This window comes from Mycobacterium attenuatum (assembly GCF_900566085.1).
Classification (GTDB): Bacteria; Actinomycetota; Actinomycetes; order Mycobacteriales; family Mycobacteriaceae; genus Mycobacterium; species Mycobacterium attenuatum.
This window is the reverse complement of sequence record NZ_UPHT01000089.1, coordinates 24,453-45,299: the sequence shown is the minus strand read 5'-3', so window position 1 is coordinate 45,299 and position 20,847 is coordinate 24,453. Positions and strand designations below refer to the sequence as shown.

Below are 20,847 nucleotides of genomic sequence, written 5' to 3'. Positions count from 1 at the left end.
AACGTCAGCCGCTAACTGCGGCCAGCGCGGCGTCGTAATCGGGCTCTTGCCCGATTTCCGGTACCAGCTGGGTGTAGGCGACGTTGCCGTCGCCGCCGATCACGACGATCGCTCGGGCCAGGAGACCGGCCATGGGGCCGTCGGAGATGGTGACGCCGTAGTCGTCGCCGAAGCTGTCCCGGAATGCCGAAGCTGTCGCGACGTTCTCGATCCCCTCGGCGCCACAGAATCGCTTCAGCGCGAAGGGCAAGTCTTTGGATACGCACACCACGGTCGAACCGGTTGCGGCGGCACGCTCGTTGAAGGTTCGCACGCTGGCTGCGCACACCGGCGTATCGATGGACGGAAAGATATTCAGCACGACGGCCTTGCCGCGGAACCGGTCGCTGCCGACGGGCCCGAGATCGGCGCCGGTCAGCGTGAACGCCGGGGCCAAAGATCCGACCGCGGGCAGCTCGCCGACAGTGTTGATCGCATTACCGTGCAGGGTTATTTGTGCCATGGGCACAGTCTGCCAAGGTCGGGATTGGGAGTTGTGAGCAGGTCCGAAGACGGCGCGCATGTCCTAATCTGTGGGATATAGGGCGTAGACGCCATACCGTTGCCTGGCCAACACTGAATCCATGGTCCGCAAAGTGCTGATCGTCGGCTTCCCCGGGATTCAGGCACTCGACGTCGTGGGACCGTTCGAGGTGTTCGCCGGCGCGTCGCTGCTGACCCGGGGTGGATATGACGTCACGCTGGTCTCCGCCGACGGCCAACCGGTGACCACCGCGACCGGCCTTGCCCTGATGACCCGGCCGCTGCCCGAGCCGAGCGCACCTGTGGACACCGTTGTACTGCCCGGCGGCGCCGGTGTCGACGCCGCGCGCGGCAACGTCGAACTGATGGACTGGATCAAAGCCGTGGCAGGCACCGCGCGCCGCCTGGTCACCGTATGCACGGGCGCATTCCTGGGGGCGCAGGCCGGGTTGCTAGACGGCCGTCGTGCCACCACACACTGGGCCTTCGCCGACCGGTTGGCCCGCGAGTTTCCCGCCGTCGAGGTGGATCGCGACCCGATCTTCATCCGAAGCTCCGAGACGGTGTGGACTGCCGCGGGCGTGACGGCCGGAATCGACCTCACGCTGTCGCTGGTGGAGGACGATCACGGCACCGAAGTCGCGCAGACCGCCGCCCGCTGGCTGGTGCTGTACTTGCGCCGCCCCGGCGGCCAGACGCAGTTTGCGGCTCCGGTCTGGCTGCCGCGGGCCCAACGTCCCACCATCCGCCAGGTCCAGGAGGCCATCGAAACGCAACCAGGAGGCTGCCACCGCATCGACGACCTGGCCCGCCGCGCGGCGATGAGCCCGCGCCACTTCACCCGGGTGTTCACCGACGAAGTCGGAGAGGCGCCGGGCCAATATGTCGAACGCATCCGCACCGAAGCCGCGCGCCGACAGCTCGAACAGACCGACGACACCATCATGGCCATCGCCGCGCGCTGCGGCTTCGGCACCGCAGAAACTCTGCGGCGCAACTTTATTCGCCGTATCGGCATCTCGCCGGACCAGTACCGCAAGACCTTCGCCTAACCCGACAAGGAGAGAACACCGATGACCCAAATCGCGATCGTCAGCTATCCGGGATTCACGGCGCTGGATATGATCGGCCCCTACGAAGTGCTGCGAAACCTCCCCCACGCCGAGGTGAGGTTTGTCTGGCATGAAGCCGGGCCCATCACCGCAGACTCCGGTGTGCTGGTAATCGGAGCCACCTATTCGCTGACCGAAACGCCCACGCCCGACGTCATTCTCGTGCCGGGCGGCCCGTCGACCCCGATGCATGCGCGCGACGATAAACTGTTGGATTGGTTACGCCAGGCGCACCGCACCGCAAGCTGGACGACGTCGGTGTGCTCCGGGTCGGTGATCCTGGCCGCCGCGGGCCTGCTCCAGGATCGACGCGCTACGTCGCATTGGCTGGCCCTTCCGGCGCTGAAGGCCTTCGGTGCCATCCCCGTCGGCGACGAGCGGATCGTGCGCCAAGGCAATGTCGTTACCAGCGCCGGTGTGTCCGCGGGGCTCGACCTGGCGTTCTGGCTGGCCGGGGAAATCGGCGGCGAAGGTCGCGCCAAGGCGATCCAGCTGGCGATCGAATACGATCCACAGCCGCCGTTCGACTGCGGCCACGTGTCGAAAGCATCGGCGGCCACGAAGGCCGCCGCCACGGCGCTGCTGTCCAAAGACAGTGTCACCCCGGCCAACGTGACGGCCACGACCATGCTCGCGTGGCGCCAGGCGCTGGCGGCAGTGCGGTCACGGCGGCGCAGGCGGCAGCCGGCGACCGCGCCGGCATAACGGCTGCGGCCAGGCGTGGTGGCGGTTATCCAGCGATGCCCTCGGTGCCAGCGGTTTGGATGTTCGTTGACTTCACGCCGCCACCGGAAAAGTCCGCCGGCTCAATCCCAGAGCTATACCCGCGAAGCCGCGACCATATACGCCTGGCCGGCGCAGTCAGACTCCGGTTGGCGGAGGCGCGCTGTCCCCCGATCGGGGGACGGTGGTTCGGTATATCGGGGGATAGTTGCTCCGCGCCGACCTGTTTATGCTCGTCTAGATCCTTACGGGTGAAAGCTTGTTCCTGCGGCGATAAGTCTTCGGCACATATTGGCAGCGCCGGCATTCCCAGGCTAACGTCAATGCGCGAAGGACTCAATGTGAGTAACGCGGGCTCGGGCTAGCCGGCGATGCCCGGGATGACACGCCGATTACAGTTCTTGACTCGAGTTGTGAGCGCCCCGTTTCAATATAGGCGTCAACGTGATTACAAGTGTGCCGGAGCGGGATGAAGACGATATTGCCGGTGAGAAATGCCGATACCAGGACGATTTATAATGTTCGTTGCGGCGTGCGTATAAAGCAAATTACTGGTGCATACGTGAAATCGCTTCCTGACGACAACCTAGATCGTCAATTCCGAGAGATCGGCGCCGTATTCTATTTGTACTGATCACGTTGAGTGGTCCAGCTTAGAACGCTCAGCCGTACCGCCTGAACACGAATTCTAGTGATTAAACTCCGAAAGAGGTCATAGGAATGATCGAACAACCCGATGAGTCGATGTCGAAAAGTGAGGCCGGCGGCGCGCGACTTACGAAGCGCCGCCGGCGGCGCCGCAGGCAAGCCGCCACCGCTGCACTGGGGGTTTTGACCTTGACCAGCGGTGTGGCCGTCGCTCTGGATGCGATCACTCCCATCAGCCCCAGCAGCTCCCCGATCAGCGCGGGTCGGCTTACCATCAGTTTGGCCGCCCGTGACGGATTTAAACTCGATAGCTGCACAAGTGCGACCAACGAGCCGACTGACAGCCGTACGACCAATTCCACACAAAGCGACACCACTGCCGCGCCTACAGACGATTTCAGTGGGGCCGATAGGGTCGCTGAAGCCGCTCATATAGATAACGGGGGTACCGGGCTGCCGACTGTACCCGAATACCGACCGACAATAGATCGCGCGCCGGATTATTACGATTACGATGACTCATCCGACGACGAAACCGGCTTCGTGACTCCCGTAGAAATCTTGAGTGCTCCGGCCGACAATTTCCACCAGGTACCCGCAACGGAACTTCGCGAAGATCTGGCAATGGATAACCGTATTAATGGAGATCGAACGCTCGATAATCAAGCTTTTGAAGCGCGATTCAACGAGCTGCCCATCTATCGGCCGCTCAATAACCTGCCGTTGAACCCGAATTCGTATATCCACATTGCCGAACGAGGCGGGTATGTACACGTAGACGACCTCACTCAGCTTATGAGGGACGCTCAGGATGCGGAGACAGTCAGTCAGCCGGTGGCCGGTCGCAACCCGAATAACGACCTGATTGTAAACGGCTTCAAAGTGGACCCGGTATTCGCAGACTATTTGCGTACGATGCAACTGGAAGATCCTGTTGAATTGCTAACACAGTTTTCAAACCGAACATTACCGATCCCGGAGAGTCACGAATTCATATATTGGTCTGGGGGCGAAGACGAAGGCCCCTAGTAGGGTTGCCGATGGTGGCCGATGACCCTAACCGCGGTCAAGATTTGGGCGACATGATGTGATCGGTGGCAAGACGACCACCCGCCTGCAGCCAGGCGCCGACCACCTTGGGCGCGTCGCGGTTGGGGTTGTAGATGTCTTCTTCGCTGCAGAACAGGCCGTTGCCGGCATAGCAGAGCCGCGTCCAGTTCGGGAACCAGAACGGCTCACCGTTCGGGTCCGTCGGGTGGTCGAGCAGATTCCTGATCGCGAGGACAACCGCGTCGTCGTCCTCGTCGTAAGCAGTCCAGTCCGTTGGAAACCGCATGTGCGGGAACGGAGCCATCACGGCAACGATCCAGTCCCGCACCGCTTCGCGCCCGTGAAAGACGCCGCCCGTGAAAGACGCCGTAGTGGTGTTCGATGTAGACGACATCGTCGGTGAACAGATCGGCGAACGGTCGCCAGTCGCCCGACGACGAGCACCCCTTCACCACGTCGGTGTAGTGCCGCACGGCTTGTTCGATCTCGGCTCTGGGGAATTTGCCCATACCGGACACACTAGAACTAGAGCCTGCGCGGCGGGTCGTCGGTCGCCGCCGGGAAAGGACCACAAATGAGCGTGTTGGATTTGTTCGGTCTGCATGGCAAGCGGGCGCTGATCATCGGAGGATCCACCGGCATCGGCAAGAAAGTGGCCTTGGCCTACGTTCAAGCCGGCGCTCAAGTTGCCATTGCGGCAAGGCATTCCGAGGTATTGGCGGCGGTGGTCGAGGAGCTCGCCGCCGCCGGCGGCACGGTGTTACCCGTCTGCTGCGATGTGACTTGCCAAGAGCAGGTAACCGGCATGGTGGACCGGGTCGTCGAAGAGCTGGGCGGGATCGACATCGCCGTATGCAACGCCGGGATCGTCGGGATCACGCCGGTGCTCGACATGTCGATCGAGGAGTTCGACCGCATCCAGAGCACCAATGTGACCGGCGTATTCCTCACCGCGCAGGCCGCGGCCAGGGCAATGATCGAACACGGGCGTGGCGGAGTCATCATCACCACCGCGTCGATATCGGGCCACATCATCAACGTTCCGCAACAAGTGAGCCACTACTGCACCTCCAAGGCGGCGGTCATCCAGCTGACCAAGGCCATGGCGGTGGAATTGGCGCCGCACAACATCCGGGTCAACAGTGTCAGCCCGGGTTACATTCTCACCGAACTCGTCGAGCCCCTCGCCGAATACCACCGGCTGTGGGAGCCAAGAATTCCGCTCGGCCGCCTGGGCCGGCCGGACGAACTCACCGGCCTCTACCTCTACCTGGCCAGCGAGGCATCGAGCTACATGACGGGTTCCGATATCGTGATCGACGGTGGATACACCTGCCTCTGAGGCCTGCTTCGGTTGCGCGATATGCGGCAACATGGCCGGACGGGTGCGACTGGGCGGACCAGCCGAAGCGCTCGGCGACCACAGCCGGCCGGCCCTTGCGGCTCTGGACCAATTGGATGCGCTGGTTCGCCCGCAAGGCCAAGCCCGCGTCGTGGTGGAGAGCTTTTTCGGCGTGGCCAGTCAGCCCGTCTCGGCCGACCGCGTCGACGCCGTGGCCGAAGCGATCTCCGGCAGCGACGCGTCGGCCCTGTACCGCATCGGCTACGCTTATGCGCCCTTCCATTGCCCGGACTGCGCCGCGTCGTATTGCGGAGACCATTGGAACTGGCGGGAATTCGACGACGACCCGTACAGCGGCATCGAAGGAGACTGTCCCCGAGGGCATTTCCACGTGCTGGCCTACTAATCTCACTCGACGAGGCAGCGACGTCCGAAACGCGTTCGCATACCTGGCGAATACAGCGCACGCAACCGTGGGCCGGCGGGTCGCACCCCGCTGCCGTCGCGCAGTTCGTCATCCAATTCGACGATCTCCGCGGCATGCAATGGCCAGGTGTCATGTTCATTCGGTATCCACCACGTCCGGCCGCCCCGGCGAGTATGGGCGCCCCAGCGGGCGGTCAGCCAGATCTCCAGCGGCGTTGGTTCAACCACGTCACCGATGTCGACGGTGAGCCGGCTACGCAGCCCGGGTTGCGGCCAGCGGCGCACACTGTCATACGTGATCCGGTTGCCGGAGCGCGTCATTCGCATCCTGGCCCATGTGTAGGGGACGCCGAGACCGACGCGGGTGACGGGCACTACCGCCAGCCGCGTCGTTTCCAGCGATCGAAAGAGAACACCGTGGCGACCCGCATTGTCGACGGAGTAGAGCCGGATGTTGGTTTCCTGGAAGCTGCCGAAATAGGGCAGCGGGAGTGCGGTGCCAAGTTTGGTGCTGGTCAAGAAAAACGGGACCAACCCCACATAGGTGAGGCCCTCCGTCATCCCATCGGTGAAAACGTCGGGTCGGGTCCCGGGTGGATATAGCGGCGCGACGCTGTGAGCCAGCACCGGCCAATGGACGAAGGTCAGATCGGTCCAGAGCTGGTCGAAGGTGACCGGACCGCTTAGTGGCGGGGCGTTGACCGGGTATCCCGCCAGGGCCGAATTGTCGTCTGGCGCTTGCGGCGACGGCGCGGGGGTGGCTGTCATTCGATCATCGTGGCACGCGGGCCGAACGGTGGGACGGATTCGCGAAAGCTCACCAGCGGGGGCGGCGCCGTCAATTCAGATCGGGAGCCGACGGTTTAGGAGCCGTCGATAATCCATTTCCGCGCTTCGTCGGTCTGTGCGGCGGGAAAGTGTCGAATCGTTGCCGCCACGAAGTGTGAGGTCAGATGCTCGGCGACATCGCCGAGATGAGAGTCGGTGACCACCGCGACCTTTTTCACGTGCTTGTGGTGATCGCGGAGGAATCGGAAGTGGGTGACCATCGCACCGAAGCTGTCCCAGCCGGGAAACCCGGGAGCATCAATGATGAGCCCGGCCAGGTCGCCCGTCGCCTCGATATGGGGATCAACCATCTTCGCGAGCTGGTCGAAGTCGTCGCTGTCGAGCGCGGATTTGGGTCGCACGAGCAGGATTGAATGGTCGGTGTCCAAGTCGTATTCGATCATTGGGTTACTCCTAGGCGGCGGTCTGGTGACCAAACGGGTCTCGAGTTCTTGCTGGCGACGTCGTCATGATTGCCTTTCCCCCAATTCGTGGATAAGAGGCCAAAGTCCCCTATGTTGGCCGGTATGGCTTGTTCACGGTGCCGCAGCTGGGCCGCGCTTGGCGCCGCGGTCGCGGTGTCGATCGGAGTCGCGGTGGCACCGGCCGGACGCGGCGGCGCCGATCCGGAGTGCGCCAACGGGCAACCCGACGCCGTCGCGGCCGGCAAAGGTCAGCAGGTGATCGTCGACTACTTCACGGCAATCAACAACCACGACTACCGCACCGCATGGGGATACCTCGGTGGGCCGGTCCGTGCCATGTACGGTGCCGGGCTGACGACGTTCTCGTCGATCATGCGTGAGCACGTGAAGTGCGTACGAGTCACCAACATCGCCGCGGCCAGCAGTTCCGATCCAGATATCTCCTCATCGCTCGGAATCCAATGGTATTGGGTGACTTTCGACGCCGAATACGTCACGCCGGTCGAGGCCGGTGCGGGCACGCTGCCGCCGTTCTACAAGACGCACGCCGACCCGCATGAGGGAGCGCCGCCCCCGCTCATCATCAACCAGGGCAGCAGCCCCTGAAGCCTCTGCAGCTATGCGGCGGGCAAGCTCTCCACGTCGCGCGTGTCGGGTAACCGGTTCCTCTGGGGCCGAAGACGTTCGTACCGGACCGACTGCGAGCTGACGGCGCCGGGCAGCCGTTTTCGGACGCGGTGCCGCCGCCGCCGGGCGCCATGGCAGGCTATGCCTCGTGACCATGGCAGAAGCGGCAAAGCTCGCCTTCCAGATAAGCCTGTTCGTCGTGATCCTGGGCTACGGGTTGACCGCACATTTCGGCGACGTGGGCTACCTGACCCAACGCCCGGCACTGCTGGCGCGGTCGCTGTTGGCGGTCCTCGTCGTTGCCCCCGGGGGGGCGGTGCTGCTGGTACACGTGATGGATCTGCGGCCGGAGGTCGCCATCGCGCTGGTGACGTTGGCGATCTCGCCCCTGCCGCCTTTGTTGCCCCGCCGCGGGGAAAAGGCCGGCGGGCATGTTCAATTCGGGTTGGGCCTGGTCATCGTGCTGGCCGTGCTTGCGGTTCCCGTACTCGCCGTGGCTGCGACATTGGTGGGCAACGTATTCGGGCATCAGTACGTGGTCAGCCCGTGGGCGATAGGCAGGCTGATGCTGGTGTCGGTGTTGGCGCCGCTCATCGCAGGGATGACGATCGGGGCACTCTGGCCGGCGACGGCCAAGCGCATCCCGTACCCATCGAGAAAGCACAGCGCTGGGCACTGCCGGTGGCGATGATCGTGCTGTTGATCGCCGTGGCGCCGCGGATGTGGAAGCTGGTGGGCGAATCCACGCTTGTCGCCATGGCGGTATTCGTCGTGGCGACCTTGGCCGCGGGGCATCTGTTGGGTGGGCCCGATCGCCGGTTTTCGGCGGTGGTGGCTTTCGCGAGCAGCTGCCGCCACCCGGCGACCGCGTTGGCCATCGCGTCGGCGAACTTTCCCGACACCGACGAGCACGGGGCGGTCGCGCTGTACGGCCTGATCACTGCCGGGGTCGGCATCGTCTACATCCGTTGGGTGCGGCGACATGAAGCTGCCTCGCCCGGTTAGAGAATTCCCAAGCCGTGCAAGGCTTTCCACCCGAACCAGAATCCGAAAACCGTGCCCACGACGACCATGATGGGCCGGTTGTTGTCCTGAAGCCAGCTCAGGATCCGGTCCAACAGGGTGCGTGACTGGGTAGGGAACAGCGCGGCCATGGCGACGATGAGCAGGTTGGCGCTCATGGCCAGCAGCACGAACGCGATGTAGGAAGCGATATTGGCGGCGCGCGGCAGTCCCGCATTGCCGATCACGCTGATCGCGGCCAGAGTGAACACCCAGGTCTTGACCGAAACCGTGATGACACCCGCGCCGATGAAGAATGCCTTGGCGGGCGTCGCCGACATCAGCATCGTCATCCACTTCGGCGGCGGCGCTTCGGGATCGTCGTCGCTCAACAATTCTCGCGCCGCGGTGACGAGGAACAGCAGGGCGACCACCAGCAGGATGGTTGACACAATCCAGTGGTGCGCGTGCGTGGCGTCAGTGCTGCGGGCGCGGGTGCCCCAGTGCAGGATGGTGCCGAATATCAGGCCCTGCAACAGGCGGGTGCTGATATGCCCGGCCACCCAGGCACCGGCCGCGCGAAGGTGCGCGGGCGTGCTCAGCAGCATGATCGTGATGACGATCTCGATCGGTTCCAGTACGCCGCCAAGGATCAGCGGGATAAGACTGCTCCACATGGCGGTCACCGGCTGAGGATAGCGAGTCGCAGTTCCATTTCGGCTACTGCGAGCCCAGCGCGGCGCGCATCTCCGCCTCGGCGATCGCGGCCGCGAGGTCGGCGGGATGCGGGTCGACGGTGGCGTCGATCCGGTCGATCCGCCCGGTAAACGCGAAGTCGTGCCCGTACGGTGCAACCGGCGAGCCGGTGTCGACGCCGACGTCCAGCGTTTCGCCGCTCATCGAGAACCGGAACGGGACTGTGCGTTCGATGCGGCCGCTGGCCACGGCGGCGTCGTCGACCAGCAGTGTTACCGATGCCCCCTTGCCCAGTCCGCCGCCGTCGTAGTCGAACGAAAGCCCAAGATTCACTTGGCCTTCGGTCAGCGGACCCGGTGCGGTGACGGTGGTGAGCTCGTGGCCGAGATAGTTGTAGGCGAAGCTGGGCACGCTGTCGTGCAGGTAGAGACTCCACCCGGACATCGCCCCGCCGATGCTGATGACCACCCCCCGCGCTCCCCCGGACGGGATATGCAGCTGCGCCCGGAGCGTGAACGAGGTGCTGGTGTAGCTCAGCGTGACCGGTTCGGGGATACGCACGTGGCCCGGGTAGTAGGTGGTCGAGGTGCGACCGCCGAGCAGGGTTGGCCGGTTGACGGGCAGCGCCCGCGCCAAAGTGGCGTCGCTGAGCGGGTACACGTCGTATTTGCGTGCTTCGGCATCGAATACGGCCTGCAACTCGGCGAGCTTATCCGGGTATTGCTCGGCCAGGTCGACACCCTGGCTGAAGTCCTCGGCAATGTGGTAGAGCTCCCAGCGCTCTTCATCGCCGAACGGGATATTGCGCTGGGCACGGATCCAGGGCAGCCGGCCATGGAAGCAGCAGGCCATCCAGCCTTCGTGGTAGACGGCGCGATTGCCGAAGATCTCGAAATACTGCGTGGTGCGCCGGCTTTCGGCGGTGGCGTCGTCGAACGAGTACCGCATGCTCACACCCTCGATCGGCTTCTGCTCGATGCCGTTGACGTGCTCGGGCATCTCGATGCCGGCGACCTCCAGGATGGTGGGGACAATGTCGATGACGTGGTGAAACTGGCTGCGCTGCTCCCCCGCGCCGGTGATACCGCGCGGCCAGGAGACGGCCATTCCGTTGCGGGTGCCGCCGAAATGCGATGCCACCTGCTTCATCCACTGGAACGGCGCGTCGAGCGCCCAGGCCCAGCCGACGTTGTAGTGGTTCTCACAACGCGCCGTGCCGAAGTCGGCCAGGTGGTCAAGGAGCCATTCGGGGTCTTCGGGCAGCCCGTTTTGAAACGCCGGCGAACTCCAGGCACCGTGCAGAGTTCCCTCGGCCGACGCGCCGTTGTCACCGCAGATATAGATGAACAGGGTGTCGTCCCATTGCCCCAACTCGTCGATGGCCTCGACCACCCGTCCGATCTGCGCGTCGGTGTGGGCCAAGAACCCGGCGTAGACCTCCATGAGGCGCCGCGCGACCGGCTTGTACCGGTCGTCGTAGTCCGCCCAGGCGGGGATCTGCTCGGGCCGCGGTGTCAGCCTGGTGCCGGGCGGGATGGTCCCCAGCTCGATCTGACGGGCGTATGTCTTTTCGCGCAACGCATCCCAGCCGTCGTCGAACTGGCCGGCGAACCGGTCCGACCACTCCGGCCACACGTGGTGCGGGCTGTGTGTCGCCCCGGGCGCGAAATAGAGGAAGAACGGTTTGTCGGGTGCGGACGTCTTCTGCCGGCGCACCCACTCGATCGCCTTGTCGGCCAGGTCCTCGGTGAGGTGATAGTCGTCGCGCCCCAGATACGGCTCCACGGGCGTGGTCTGGTCGTAGAGTGCCGGTTCATACTGCGACGTGTCGCCGCCCAGAAAGCCGTAGAAGCGTTCGAATCCCAGGCCGGTGGGCCACCGGTCGAACGGGCCGGCGGGGCCGATCTCCCACGTGGGGGTGAAGTGCGCCTTGCCGATCAGCGCGGTGCTGTAGCCGTTCATCTGCAGCACCTGCGCGATGGTCGCGGTGCTCTGCGGCAGCACGCTGTCGTAACCGGGGAAACCGTAGGCGATCTCGCAGATGGTGCCCATGTGCGCACTGTGGTGGTTGCGTCCGGTCAGCAGCGCCGCGCGAGTCGGGGAGCACAGCGCGGTGGTGTGGAATTGGTTGTAGCGCAAGCCCGCTCCGGCAATGCGTTCGAGAGTGGGTGTGGGGACCGGCCCGCCGAAAGTGGACGCGGCGCCGAACCCGACGTCATCGAGCAATACCACCACGACATTGGGAGCACCCGCGGGTGGATACGTGATCGTCGGCTTGATCGGGGTGGACCCGGTCACCGTCGGGTTGATGACGCCGGTGAATGGTTCGCTGCCGCGTGGTAGGTCAACCACTGTGCCTCCGCTGGTCGGGTTGGAGCCTGCTCGATTTCTGGTCCGCCCGGTGCCGTACACCGGGCCACTACACCGTAGTGGCTTGAGGTTCGCGGCTGCGGGCGCAGGGCACATGGGTAACGGGCCCGGGGGTCCGGATGGCGCGCGCCGGCGACGTTGTGCTGCTCAATCATGCTGAATGCCAAGGTGTTACGCGATCCGAAGTGTCACTTACCGACGCTGGGGCGTTAGCGCGCTCCCAACGTCCCGCTGAGGTATTGGGCGCGGCAGGCCCGGCGGGCCAACTTGCCGCTGGTCGTGCGCGGAATGGCTCCGGCGGGCAGGAAACGCACGTCGGCGGCCGTCAGCCCATGGCGTTCGGCAACCGCGGCCCGGATCGCCCCGATCGCCGGCTGCGGGTCGGCGTGGCTGGTCCCGGCAGCACGTTCGGCGATGATCACCAGCCGTGGGCTGGTGTCGGCCGGATCCTCAAAACCGGGCAGCTCGTTGGCCGGTGCCGCGAAAGCCGTGACATATCCGCGCCGGACGATAGGTGATGCCGCCGCGACGGTGGCCTCGATGTCCTGCGGGTAGTGGTCGTGGCCGTCGATGGTGATCAGGTCGGCGATTCGCCCGGTGACGTACAGCTCGCCGTCGAGGTAGACGCCCAGGTCGCCGGTTCGCAGCCAATCGCCGTCGAGGGCAGCGCCGTTGGCGCGGCTGTGTCCGCTGAGCTGCGATTGCAGCCTGGCGCCGAAGGTGTGGCGCGTTTCGTCCGGCCGCCCCCAGTAGCCGCGGCCGACGTTGTCGCCCTGCAGCCAAATCTCGCCGACGTGACCGTCGGGCAGTTCGGCGCCGGAACTGGTGTCGACGACCACGGCCCACAGGCTGCGCGCGACGTGACCGCACGACACCTGCACGACGGCGTTGGGATGATCCGCCGCGACGCGCACCGCCCGGCCGGTGCCCAGTTGTTGCCGGTCGAGGTAGATCGGCGTCGTTTCGGCGGCGTGGTCGATGGTCGCAACGAGCAGTGTCGCCTCGGCGATGCCGTAGGAGGGCTTGAACGCCGTCCGGGGTAGCCCGTAGGGCGCGAACGCCTTGTTGAATGTCGTGATCGCCTCGATGCTGACCGGCTCGGATCCGATGATCAGCACGACGTTGCGCAGGTCGATGTCGTCGCCCTCGGCGGGCAGACCACGCTGAGCGGTCCACTCGTAGGCGAAGTTTGGCGCCGCCGTGACCACCCGGCCGGTCCGCGACCCCGCGGCCAGCGCCTGGATCCACCGCTGCGGCCGCCGGACAAACGCGGTCGGTGACATCAGGGTGGAGTGCCCGCCGTACACCGCCGGGAAGCCGATCATGGACAGCCCCATGTCGTGGTAGAGCGGCAACCAGCTGACGCCGTGCGTGTTGCGGTTGAGCAGGTCGATCGACAGGATCATCTGCACCAGATTGGTGCCGACGGCGCGGTGGGTGATCTCGATGCCGACCGGCGGTCGCGTCGAACCCGAGGTGTATTGCAGGTGGGACACGGCGTCCATGTCCAGCTCGACCGGACTGAACTGCTCCCCGGCCGAATCCGGTATGCGATCGATGGTGAGCACGCGCGGCTTTCGCAGGTGCGGATGGGTGGCCAGAAAGCCCTCCACGGCGGCGCTGGCGGCCGTGGTCGTCAGGACGACCGTGGGCTCGGAGTCGCGCAGTGCGGTATCGAGACGTTCGGCGTGACCGGGCAATTCCGGGGCAAACAGCGGCACCGCAATGGTGCCGGCCTTGATCGCCGCATAGAAACCGGCAACGTAGTCGATGCCCTGAGGCGCCAGGATGGCCACCCGGTCACCGTCGCCGGCGAGCTGTTGCACGTGCGCGGCGATGGCCGCCAAGCGCACCCCGAGCTGCGCCCAGGTCACTTCACGGGCTTGCCCCTCGGCGGAGCGGGTGTAGTCCAGATAGCGATACGCGGTCGAGTCGCCGACATTGGCGATATTGCGTTGAATCAGCGAGATCAGGGTGGTGCCGGGCGGTAACGCGATGCTGCCGTCTGCAGCCAGGCAGTCCTCGATCTCCAGCAGGCCTTTTGGAGCCGGGGAGCCCCGCCAGAAACCGTCATTCATACGCGCAGTCTAAGCACCGCTGCCCGGACCGCCGGGCAACGACCGGGTGGCCTCGGTCACCTCTCGGGTGCCCCGATCGAACCCGCCGCCGGCAACCGGTCCACTAAAGTCCGTGCCAAACCCGCCCGCCGATCGCGTCAGCCAGGAGCATTCATGGACCCAGTCGACCAGCGCGTCCAGCTTGTCACCCGCGACGAATCGCTGAGCCGGGTCCTGGCATATCGCGAGCGCGGCCGGAGCCGGCCGATGGTGGTGCGCGCGTCGCAGGCGGTGCTCGCCGGCGCGTTACTGGTCGCCGCCATTCCGCTCATCGTGCTGCTTCCCGAGCTGGGTATCCCGGCTCTGCTGGTCGCATTTCGGTTGCTGGCGGTCGAAGCCGAGTGGGCCGCGCGCGCGTATGCGTGGACCGATTGGCGTTTCACGCAGGCGCGGGTGTGGTTGCACCGCCAGTCAGCGGTGGTGCAGGCAGCCGTCATAGTCGGATTACTGCTGATCGCCGCCGCACTGGTGTGGCTGGTGGTCGACGAGCTGGGTTAGGCAGGTCTGGGCAGGGCCGCGGCAAGGTCCAGGCAAGGGTGACCCCGTGACGACCGAACAGGACGGGCAAGGTAGGCGACGCGGCGCGATGCAGCCGCTCACCGCGCTGTGCGTCCGGTATGTCGAACGCCTCATGCCGGATCCGTATTTGTTCGCGGTGATCCTCACCGTCGTGGTAGCCGTACTGGTCGGCCTGCTGGTCGACGGCGCGACGCCGGCCGGCGCGCTCAAGGCGTGGTACGGCGGCGTGTGGGGCTCGCAGAACATCTTCACCTTCGCCTTCCAGATGGTGCTGGTCCTGGTGACGGGTTACACGCTGGCCGAGGCGCCGGTTCTGAAGCGGGCCATCATCGCGGTGGCGAGCAAGCCGACGAACCAGGTCCAGGCAGCACTGCTGTGTTTCGTTGTGAGCGCGGCCTTTTCGTTGCTGAACTGGGGGCTCGGTCTGGTCTCGGGGGCGCTGGTCGCCCGTCAGGCCGCCAAACGGCTTGCGGGCGCCCATTTCGGTTATCTGGTCGCCGCGGCGTTCATGGGTTTCATCGTCTGGACTCAGGGGCTGTCGTCGTCGATTGCGCTGGCCAACACCGATGCCGCCAGTCCGATCAACGTGATACACAAGCTGACCGGAACGGTGGTACCGCTGAATCTGACGATTTTCCAGCCCTACAGCTGGGTCGCCGTGATCGTGGTACTGGTGCTGCTCGCGCTCGCGATCCGGCGGATGGAGCCGGCGCAGCCTCTCGAGCCCGACCCGGCCGTTTTCGAGGACGAAGAGCCCGTCGTGGCCCCGCCCGCGGGTAAGCGGACATTTGCCCAGTGGCTGGAAAACCTGTGGATCCTCAACGTCGGTGTCTTCGCCGCCGGGCTCAGTTACTTCTGGCTGAGCGGCTTTGCGCTGAACATCTCGTCGACCGTCATGCTGTTCACGGTCACCAGTGCGTTGCTACACCGCACACCCATTCGGTTCATCCGCGCGTTTTCCGCTGCGGCGAGGGTGTCTGGCCCGCTGCTGCTGCAGTACCCGCTGTACGGCGGGATCGTCGGTCTACTGGGTTATGTCCCCGCTGGATCGGGCAAGCCGCTGCAGACGGTGCTCGCGGCGGCGCTGGTGACCGGCGCCAGCCAGTCCACCCTGCCGTTGTTGACCTTCATCGGGTCGATCGTCATCTCACTGTTCGTACCGTCGGGCGGCGGGCACTGGGCTGTGCAGGGGCCCGTCGCGGTCGACTCGGCACTTGCCATCGCTCAGCCCTCACCGGCCTACCTCGGGCTGATCTCGATGTCTGTCGCCGTCGGCGAAGCGGTCGCGAACATGATCCAGCCGTTTTGGCTGCTGCCGCTGCTGGCCATCGCCAAGCTCAATGTCCGTCAGGTGATGGGCTTTACCGTCGTGGCCTTCCTGGTCGGTTCGGCGGTTTTCAGCGCTGCGCTCCTGGTGGCGCCCCATGTGCTGTGACGTCGCCGCCGGGTGCTCGCCGCGGGATGTCACCGCGGAGTTGGCGCGCCGTCTCGTCGATAGCCAGTTCCCGCAGTGGTCGGCACTGGCCATCACTCCGGTGAGCCGACACGGTGTCGACAATCGCACCTACCGGCTGGGCGACGAGTTGTCGATCCGGTTGCCCGCCGGGGACTTGTACGCGTATCAGGTTGCCAAAGAACAGCATTGGCTGCCCCGGCTGGCACCTCAGCTGCCGCTGCCCATACCGCAACCCGTCGCGATGGGCCGGCCCGCATTTCATTATTCCCATCACTGGTCGGTATACCGCTGGCTCGACGGCACGCCCGCGGCCGAGGCGATCAACGACTGGGGTCCGGTCGTGCGCCCGCTGGCCCGCTTCCTGCGCGCGCTGCGCCGAATCGACATCGGCGACGGCCCAGAACCGGGGCCGCACAACTTCTTTCGCGGCGCACCTATATCGGTGTACGCGGAGGAAACCTGCGCAGCCATCGACGAGCTCGGCGGTGAAATCGACGTCGCCGGCGCACAAGCGGTGTGGGCCGCCGCCGCCGGCAGCGTCTGGACCGGCGAACCGTGCTGGTTTCACGGCGACGTTGCCGTCGACAACCTGCTGACACAGCGCGGACGCCTCACCGCGGTCATCGACTTCGGGCTCTGCGGTGTCGGCGATCCCGCGTGTGACACCGTCCTGGCGTGGACCCACCTCGACGTCGGCAGCAGAGCCGCATTTCGCAAGGTACTGGACCTCGACGCCGCAACCTGGGCACGCGGCCGTGGTTGGGCGCTGTGGAAGGCCCTGGTGAGTTTGCGCGGCCACCTCGAAGCCGGCGACCGGCACGCCGCCGCGGTTTCCCGAGCCACCGCCGACCGTGTCATTGCCGACCATGCCGGCGAGCGATAACGCCGTCGGTATCGCACGGCCGCACGATCCGCCCACCGCAGCTTCCCGAAGCTGCCCTTGGGTGCCAACAGCTTTGACGGCTACCTCTTGCCAAACGCCGCCTGCTGGCATAGGCCTGAAAAGATGACATCCAACGAGCCGCCCCAACCGAGCCGCCCCGATAGCCGTGGGCTCGGTCAGGTAATCGACCGACTCGGCCCGCGGCTGCGCGCCGAGTTCGAGCAGCTGCACAAGTTCGAGCGCACAATCCTTGCGGCGCTGGCCAAACCGGAGGTCGCCCGGCAGTTCGCCACCGACCCGCTGGCCACCCTGGCGGCTTTGATGATCGACGTCCCGCCGATCATCAAACAGCGGCTCAAGGCGGCACCGCTGACCGGCGACGCCCCCGACCTGCACCGGCCACGAGCATTCCGGTTGCCGAACGGACAGGTGATCACAGCCAAGGTCAATATCCGATTCACCGGCTCGCCGAAGGTGGGATAAGAGATGTCGGGGGAACAGACGCACGGCTACGACCTCGTCGTCGAATTCGCCGAACAGGCCTATCAACAGCTACTCAGCGTCGTCTTCGACACCGGCGGCTTTCTGCTGGGCACCATCCTGGGGGGCCTCGGCATCCATCTCGATCCGGCCACGCCCTTTTCGGTAACGGTCTCCTTCGACCGGCCGGGCGGTCTGCCGCCCGCCGCGACCGACGTTGTCGACATCCACGTGCTGCTCGGCGACGCCGGCACCCTCGGGGCGCTGCGCATCGTCGCCAGCGTCGACGTGGACACCAGTACCAACGGAATCGACCTGGTGCGAATCGATCTCGACCAGAAGCTATGGCTGACCGAGATCGCCGTGGCGGGGTTCCCGATCCCCGGCCTCGACGGACTGTTCGCCGCCTTCCTGCGCAACAACGTCAAACTGATCCCGCTGGTGCCGTTCCCCGTCGACCACGCCACCAGCACCACGACCGCAATGAAGAACGCCGACGTGCACATCGTCGACGACACCTCACCCGCGGACAAAGACGCGTCGGCGTTCCTGGTCACGTTCGGCGGCGGCAGCCCCGGCGACAAGGCGGCGTTCACCCACAGCTTCATCACCGGGGGCGGCAACGGGGGAATCGTCGCGTCGATGGGCTGGATCTGCCGGGTGATCAGCCCGATGATCGACAGCGCGCTGAACCTTGGCGGCGCATTCACCGACTGCACGCTGACCCGCACCGTGCGCATCGACGAGGACAAGAAGGTGGATCTGACCGGGCTGTCGATCACCGCCGGTGACGACGGTGCCTTGCACGTTCAGGTCAAGATCACCAAGTCGGGCTTCTGCTATTCGGCCACCGGCAGCGTCGGGGCGAAGATCACCATCGCCGTCGCCGGCGGCCAGCTCGTCGTGCAGGTCCAGGCCGACGATCCCAACGTCGACGTCGACATCCCCTGGTACTGCTGGGTGGCGGGCGCGGTGATCGGCGCTCTGCTCGGGGCGCTGCTCCCCTCCGTGATCTATGTGATCGTCGGCGCGGTGCTGGTCCCGCTGATCATGTACATCGCCGAAGAGGTGATCGAGGGCACCATCAACAGCGTCGCCGCACACATCACCGACGCGCTGAACCAGCTGCTGGTCCCGGTCGACATCCCCGCAGTGGGCTTCAACATCGTCTTCAGCGACGCGCGCATCGACGACGTGCAGATCGGCTGCCGCGTCCGGCCCCTCGACACCGCCCCGGTGCGCGCCGCCGGCACCGTCGTCGTGGCCAACGGTTCGGCGTTCGACCTCGACAGCGGCCGGGTGGGCGCACGCGACATGCCCAGCGGTGACCTCACCGTGCTCGGCGGTGCGTTCGACCGGTCGGTACGGGCGGTGTGCGGTGCCCGCTGGGCGCGAACCGGCCTGCGTGACTTCGACGGCCTTTACCGCGCGGCCGTGTACGGCTACGCCTACGACGCTCCCAACCCGATACCCCTGGCCGACCTGGCGACCATCGACCCCTTCGGGCTGCTGTTCGGCGACCCGTTCAGGGAATCGCTGCGCATCTATGGCGTGCGCACCAACGAAGGCAGGTGGGCGGCCGTGCAGGCCGTCGACGTCACCGTCGACCACATCCGGTTCCGCTACATCACCTGGGAGAAGGCGCTCGCCTCGGTTCAGATTATCGGCGGTTTCACCTGTCCGCCAAGCGTTTTCGGCACCTTCGGACAGGTCGCCAAGCCGGGCGCGGCGGTTTTCGCGCCCTCACCGGCATTGCGTGTCAGCGCAGTCGGGACGCACGGCGATCCCTGCAACCAGTTGCGTGCGGCGCTTGATGCCGTGGCCGCCGCTCCCCCGGCGCTCAAGGGCGCCGACACCGTGAACGACGCCATTCGCGCGTTACCTCTCATTGATCGGCGCATCGGTACCTTCGTCGGAACCATGGTGCGGCCGATGCGTCCCCAAGGCCGATTCGACGCTGTCGCAACCGGTTTCGGCCCGGGACCGCAGGCGAAGTGGCAACTCGACGGTACCGCGCTGGGGGCGGCCAGCGGTCAAGTGGACCTGGGCGGCGCAGCGATGGCGCACTACCGGATCACCGGGACCAGCCTGTTGCTGACCGTTCAAGCCGCCAAGCCTGTCGAGATGCTGCTGTCGGTCACCGTCGTCGACGACGGCGCGCACGTGGCCTCGGCCGAGCGGTGTGTGCACTACGAGCCGCGATGCGTCAGCCGCGGCCGCCTGACGCCGGCATGGAGCGACTACCGCACGGCCTGGGCGACGAACTTCGGCGTCGTCGAGGTCGCGGCCTCGCACCCGGTCATCGGCTGACCAGCCGCTACGACGCGGGCTCCTGCTCGTCGGCGCCCCGGTAGGGCGCACCCAAATGGGGAACCTCGAGCGGTCCGGCGCGTCGTGCGGCCGAGATGGCGCTGCTCAGCAGCGGTGCCAGCCCGGCGAACGATCCGACATCGAACAGCAGCAGCGTCAACAGGCGGTTGTGCACGTAGCCGAAGGAGCTGCCGGTGTCCGGGTCGGCCCAGCCAAGCGTTCCGCCCAGACCGATGTGGCCGTATCCCGGCAGTAACCCCGGCACGGGCGACGATTGAAAGCCGTGGTGATAGCTGAACGGAATCCCCAGGTTCAGATCCGGGGTCAGATTGGGCTTTCCGCGCAGTTGGCTGACCAACTCGGAGGACAGCAGTCGGGTCCCGTCAATGACGCCGTCGTTGGCGATCGCCCCGTACACCTTGGCCAGCCCACGCGCGGTGACCACGCCATTGACCGCCGGAAGCTCGCCGTCGAGAAACGGCATATCGCCCTGCAGCATCGACATGATCCCCGGGAAGTAGATCGAACCGAGCAACCCGGAAAACGACAGCCCGGCGACCTTCGGCGCAACGAAGTCGAGCACCGGCGTGGGGATATTCGCCTGCGGTAACAGCGTCTGCGCCGCCGCGGTGGGCGAATCGGCCGGCGGACGGCCCAGATGCAGACCGTCGATGTCGAGCGGGAGCGCGAGCTCTTCGCGGAACAGCTCCCGCATGCCCTTGCCGGTCACCGCCCGGGCCAGACCGGACAGCAGCCATCCGTAGGTCACCGCGTGATACGCCATCTTTTTGTGGGTGTGGTCCAGCGGCGCCGCGGCCAGCTTCTCCTCCATCAGGAAGTGGTCCAGCACTTCCTTCTTGCCCACCCCTTTGAGGTGTGACAACCCGGCCCGATGCCGCAGCACGTCGCTGACCGTGACTTCGGACTTGCCGTTCGCCCCGAATTCCGGCCAGTATTCGGCGACCGGCACGTCGTAGGACAGCAGCCCGCGGTCGACCAGGCGATGGATTACCGTCGCGGCCAATCCCTTGGTCGCCGAAAACACCATCGCTCCGGTATCGGCCGTCCAGGGCACTTTGCCGCGCCGGTCCGACCAACCCGTCCAGACGTCGACAACCTGCACACCGTCGATGTAGACCGCAAGCGCCCCGCCACCGAACATGCGGCCGGGAAACAGCGCATTGAACGCCCGGATGAGGCCGGCGAAGCGGGAATCGCAGGCACCTTTGACGCCGGACGGCAGGCCATTGTCAGTGGTCAGGACGGACGGTTTCGCCATAACGTGAATAATTATGCCTAGCGGATATCCGG

20 protein-coding genes and 1 pseudogene are annotated in these 20,847 nt (G+C 65.7%); 13 read left to right on the top strand and 8 right to left on the bottom strand.

What is annotated here, in order from left to right; translation table 11 throughout:
• Positions 1–4: 4 nt before the first annotated feature.
• On the bottom strand, positions 5–502 hold the full coding sequence (tpx, locus tag EET13_RS15045) for a thiol peroxidase (RefSeq protein ID WP_122443039.1): 498 nt from the start codon (positions 500–502) through the stop codon (positions 5–7).
• Between the two features lie 121 nt (positions 503–623).
• On the opposite strand from tpx, the gene EET13_RS15040 reads away from it, so the two are divergent.
• From EET13_RS15040 to EET13_RS15030, 3 genes are all read left to right on the top strand, one after another.
• A complete protein-coding gene (locus EET13_RS15040; RefSeq protein ID WP_122443038.1) occupies positions 624–1,574 on the top strand; it encodes a GlxA family transcriptional regulator in 951 nt (316 codons plus the stop codon).
• A 21-nt stretch (positions 1,575–1,595) separates the two neighbouring features.
• Positions 1,596–2,339 (top strand): DJ-1/PfpI family protein, encoded by a 744-nt coding sequence (locus EET13_RS15035; protein WP_122443037.1) that lies wholly within the window; start codon positions 1,596–1,598, stop codon positions 2,337–2,339.
• Positions 2,340–3,077: 738 nt separating this feature from the next.
• Positions 3,078–4,034 carry a hypothetical protein gene (locus tag EET13_RS15030; RefSeq protein ID WP_122443036.1) on the top strand — a complete coding sequence of 319 codons (957 nt, stop codon included), beginning with the start codon at positions 3,078–3,080 and terminating at the stop codon, positions 4,032–4,034.
• 37 nt (positions 4,035–4,071) lie between these two features.
• Here the strand turns inward: EET13_RS15030 and EET13_RS15025 are convergent.
• Positions 4,072–4,564: pseudogene (locus EET13_RS15025) on the bottom strand (nuclear transport factor 2 family protein).
• Between the two features lie 65 nt (positions 4,565–4,629).
• Between EET13_RS15025 and EET13_RS15020 the strand changes: the two are divergent.
• Together EET13_RS15020 and EET13_RS15015 are read left to right on the top strand one after the other, a co-directional pair.
• Positions 4,630–5,397, top strand: coding sequence for an SDR family oxidoreductase (locus EET13_RS15020; protein ID WP_122443035.1), 768 nt, complete (start codon positions 4,630–4,632; stop codon positions 5,395–5,397).
• Positions 5,378–5,803 carry a hypothetical protein gene (locus EET13_RS15015; protein ID WP_136623165.1) on the top strand — a complete coding sequence of 142 codons (426 nt, stop codon included), beginning with the start codon at positions 5,378–5,380 and terminating at the stop codon, positions 5,801–5,803. Before EET13_RS15020 ends, EET13_RS15015 begins: the two co-directional genes overlap by 20 nt.
• 2 nt (positions 5,804–5,805) lie before the next feature.
• Here the strand turns inward: EET13_RS15015 and EET13_RS15010 are convergent, their stop codons facing one another.
• Together EET13_RS15010 and EET13_RS15005 are read right to left on the bottom strand one after the other, a co-directional pair.
• Positions 5,806–6,591, bottom strand: a complete 786-nt coding sequence (locus EET13_RS15010; RefSeq protein ID WP_122443033.1) for a YqjF family protein — start codon at positions 6,589–6,591, stop codon at positions 5,806–5,808.
• Positions 6,592–6,686: 95 nt separating this feature from the next.
• Positions 6,687–7,055 carry a SpoIIAA family protein gene (locus EET13_RS15005; RefSeq protein WP_122443032.1) on the bottom strand — a complete coding sequence of 123 codons (369 nt, stop codon included), beginning with the start codon at positions 7,053–7,055 and terminating at the stop codon, positions 6,687–6,689.
• 123 nt (positions 7,056–7,178) lie between these two features.
• Between EET13_RS15005 and EET13_RS15000 the strand changes: the two genes are divergently transcribed.
• From EET13_RS15000 to EET13_RS31510, 3 genes are all read left to right on the top strand, one after another.
• Complete coding sequence (locus EET13_RS15000) at positions 7,179–7,682, top strand: hypothetical protein (protein WP_244603918.1); 504 nt, start codon at positions 7,179–7,181, stop codon at positions 7,680–7,682.
• 175 nt (positions 7,683–7,857) lie between these two features.
• Positions 7,858–8,394 (top strand): bile acid:sodium symporter family protein, encoded by a 537-nt coding sequence (locus EET13_RS31515; protein ID WP_244603920.1) that lies wholly within the window; start codon positions 7,858–7,860, stop codon positions 8,392–8,394.
• Positions 8,391–8,708, top strand: a complete 318-nt coding sequence (locus EET13_RS31510) for a hypothetical protein (protein WP_244603917.1) — start codon at positions 8,391–8,393, stop codon at positions 8,706–8,708. Before EET13_RS31515 ends, EET13_RS31510 begins: the two co-directional genes overlap by 4 nt.
• Here EET13_RS31510 and EET13_RS14990 read toward each other — a convergent pair.
• The 3 genes from EET13_RS14990 to EET13_RS14980 form a co-directional block, all read right to left on the bottom strand.
• Complete coding sequence (locus tag EET13_RS14990) at positions 8,705–9,382, bottom strand: GAP family protein (protein WP_122443051.1); 678 nt, start codon at positions 9,380–9,382, stop codon at positions 8,705–8,707. The two genes, EET13_RS31510 and EET13_RS14990, sit on opposite strands and share 4 nt — an antisense overlap.
• Positions 9,383–9,425: 43 nt before the next feature.
• Positions 9,426–11,753 carry an arylsulfatase gene (locus EET13_RS14985; protein WP_122443031.1) on the bottom strand — a complete coding sequence of 776 codons (2,328 nt, stop codon included), beginning with the start codon at positions 11,751–11,753 and terminating at the stop codon, positions 9,426–9,428.
• A gap of 227 nt (positions 11,754–11,980) precedes the next feature.
• A complete protein-coding gene (locus EET13_RS14980; RefSeq protein WP_122443030.1) occupies positions 11,981–13,849 on the bottom strand; it encodes a fatty acyl-AMP ligase in 1,869 nt (622 codons plus the stop codon).
• A 153-nt stretch (positions 13,850–14,002) separates the two neighbouring features.
• On the opposite strand from EET13_RS14980, the gene EET13_RS14975 reads away from it, so the two are divergent.
• The 5 genes from EET13_RS14975 to EET13_RS14955 all read left to right on the top strand — a co-directional run bounded on the left by EET13_RS14975 (position 14,003) and on the right by EET13_RS14955 (position 19,536).
• The gene (locus tag EET13_RS14975) at positions 14,003–14,386 is read left to right on the top strand and encodes a hypothetical protein (protein WP_122443029.1); all 384 of its coding nucleotides are present in this window, start codon (positions 14,003–14,005) and stop codon (positions 14,384–14,386) included.
• Positions 14,387–14,432: 46 nt separating this feature from the next.
• On the top strand, positions 14,433–15,842 hold the full coding sequence (locus EET13_RS14970; RefSeq protein WP_122443028.1) for a TIGR00366 family protein: 1,410 nt from the start codon (positions 14,433–14,435) through the stop codon (positions 15,840–15,842).
• Positions 15,832–16,746 carry an aminoglycoside phosphotransferase family protein gene (locus EET13_RS14965; protein WP_122443027.1) on the top strand — a complete coding sequence of 305 codons (915 nt, stop codon included), beginning with the start codon at positions 15,832–15,834 and terminating at the stop codon, positions 16,744–16,746. Before EET13_RS14970 ends, EET13_RS14965 begins: the two co-directional genes overlap by 11 nt.
• Before the next feature lie 123 nt (positions 16,747–16,869).
• The gene (locus EET13_RS14960; RefSeq protein WP_122443026.1) at positions 16,870–17,229 is read left to right on the top strand and encodes a hypothetical protein; all 360 of its coding nucleotides are present in this window, start codon (positions 16,870–16,872) and stop codon (positions 17,227–17,229) included.
• 3 nt (positions 17,230–17,232) lie between these two features.
• A complete protein-coding gene (locus EET13_RS14955) occupies positions 17,233–19,536 on the top strand; it encodes a hypothetical protein (protein WP_122443025.1) in 2,304 nt (767 codons plus the stop codon).
• A 7-nt stretch (positions 19,537–19,543) separates the two neighbouring features.
• Here the strand turns inward: EET13_RS14955 and lipL are convergent, their stop codons facing one another.
• Positions 19,544–20,815, bottom strand: a complete 1,272-nt coding sequence (gene lipL / locus EET13_RS14950) for an esterase/beta-lactamase LipL (protein WP_122443024.1) — start codon at positions 20,813–20,815, stop codon at positions 19,544–19,546.
• Between the last annotated feature and the right edge of the window lie 32 nt (positions 20,816–20,847).

What these genes read in the sequence shown, in the direction of transcription:
- tpx (WP_122443039.1), bottom strand. Translation starts at nt 502, where the DNA reads ATGGCACAAATAACCCTGCACGGTAATGCGATCAACACTGTCGGCGAG.
- EET13_RS14965 (WP_122443027.1), top strand. Translation starts at nt 15,832, where the DNA reads ATGTGCTGTGACGTCGCCGCCGGGTGCTCGCCGCGGGATGTCACCGCG.
- EET13_RS15040 (WP_122443038.1), top strand. Translation starts at nt 624, where the DNA reads ATGGTCCGCAAAGTGCTGATCGTCGGCTTCCCCGGGATTCAGGCACTC.
- EET13_RS14990 (WP_122443051.1), bottom strand. Translation starts at nt 9,382, where the DNA reads ATGTGGAGCAGTCTTATCCCGCTGATCCTTGGCGGCGTACTGGAACCG.
- EET13_RS31510 (WP_244603917.1), top strand. Translation starts at nt 8,391, where the DNA reads ATGATCGTGCTGTTGATCGCCGTGGCGCCGCGGATGTGGAAGCTGGTG.
- EET13_RS15000 (WP_244603918.1), top strand. Translation starts at nt 7,179, where the DNA reads ATGGCTTGTTCACGGTGCCGCAGCTGGGCCGCGCTTGGCGCCGCGGTC.
- EET13_RS15010 (WP_122443033.1), bottom strand. Translation starts at nt 6,591, where the DNA reads ATGACAGCCACCCCCGCGCCGTCGCCGCAAGCGCCAGACGACAATTCG.
- EET13_RS14960 (WP_122443026.1), top strand. Translation starts at nt 16,870, where the DNA reads ATGACATCCAACGAGCCGCCCCAACCGAGCCGCCCCGATAGCCGTGGG.
- EET13_RS15005 (WP_122443032.1), bottom strand. Translation starts at nt 7,055, where the DNA reads ATGATCGAATACGACTTGGACACCGACCATTCAATCCTGCTCGTGCGA.
- EET13_RS14980 (WP_122443030.1), bottom strand. Translation starts at nt 13,849, where the DNA reads ATGAATGACGGTTTCTGGCGGGGCTCCCCGGCTCCAAAAGGCCTGCTG.
- EET13_RS15020 (WP_122443035.1), top strand. Translation starts at nt 4,630, where the DNA reads ATGAGCGTGTTGGATTTGTTCGGTCTGCATGGCAAGCGGGCGCTGATC.
- lipL (WP_122443024.1), bottom strand. Translation starts at nt 20,815, where the DNA reads ATGGCGAAACCGTCCGTCCTGACCACTGACAATGGCCTGCCGTCCGGC.
- EET13_RS14975 (WP_122443029.1), top strand. Translation starts at nt 14,003, where the DNA reads ATGGACCCAGTCGACCAGCGCGTCCAGCTTGTCACCCGCGACGAATCG.
- EET13_RS31515 (WP_244603920.1), top strand. Translation starts at nt 7,858, where the DNA reads ATGGCAGAAGCGGCAAAGCTCGCCTTCCAGATAAGCCTGTTCGTCGTG.
- EET13_RS15030 (WP_122443036.1), top strand. Translation starts at nt 3,078, where the DNA reads ATGATCGAACAACCCGATGAGTCGATGTCGAAAAGTGAGGCCGGCGGC.
- EET13_RS15035 (WP_122443037.1), top strand. Translation starts at nt 1,596, where the DNA reads ATGACCCAAATCGCGATCGTCAGCTATCCGGGATTCACGGCGCTGGAT.
- EET13_RS14955 (WP_122443025.1), top strand. Translation starts at nt 17,233, where the DNA reads ATGTCGGGGGAACAGACGCACGGCTACGACCTCGTCGTCGAATTCGCC.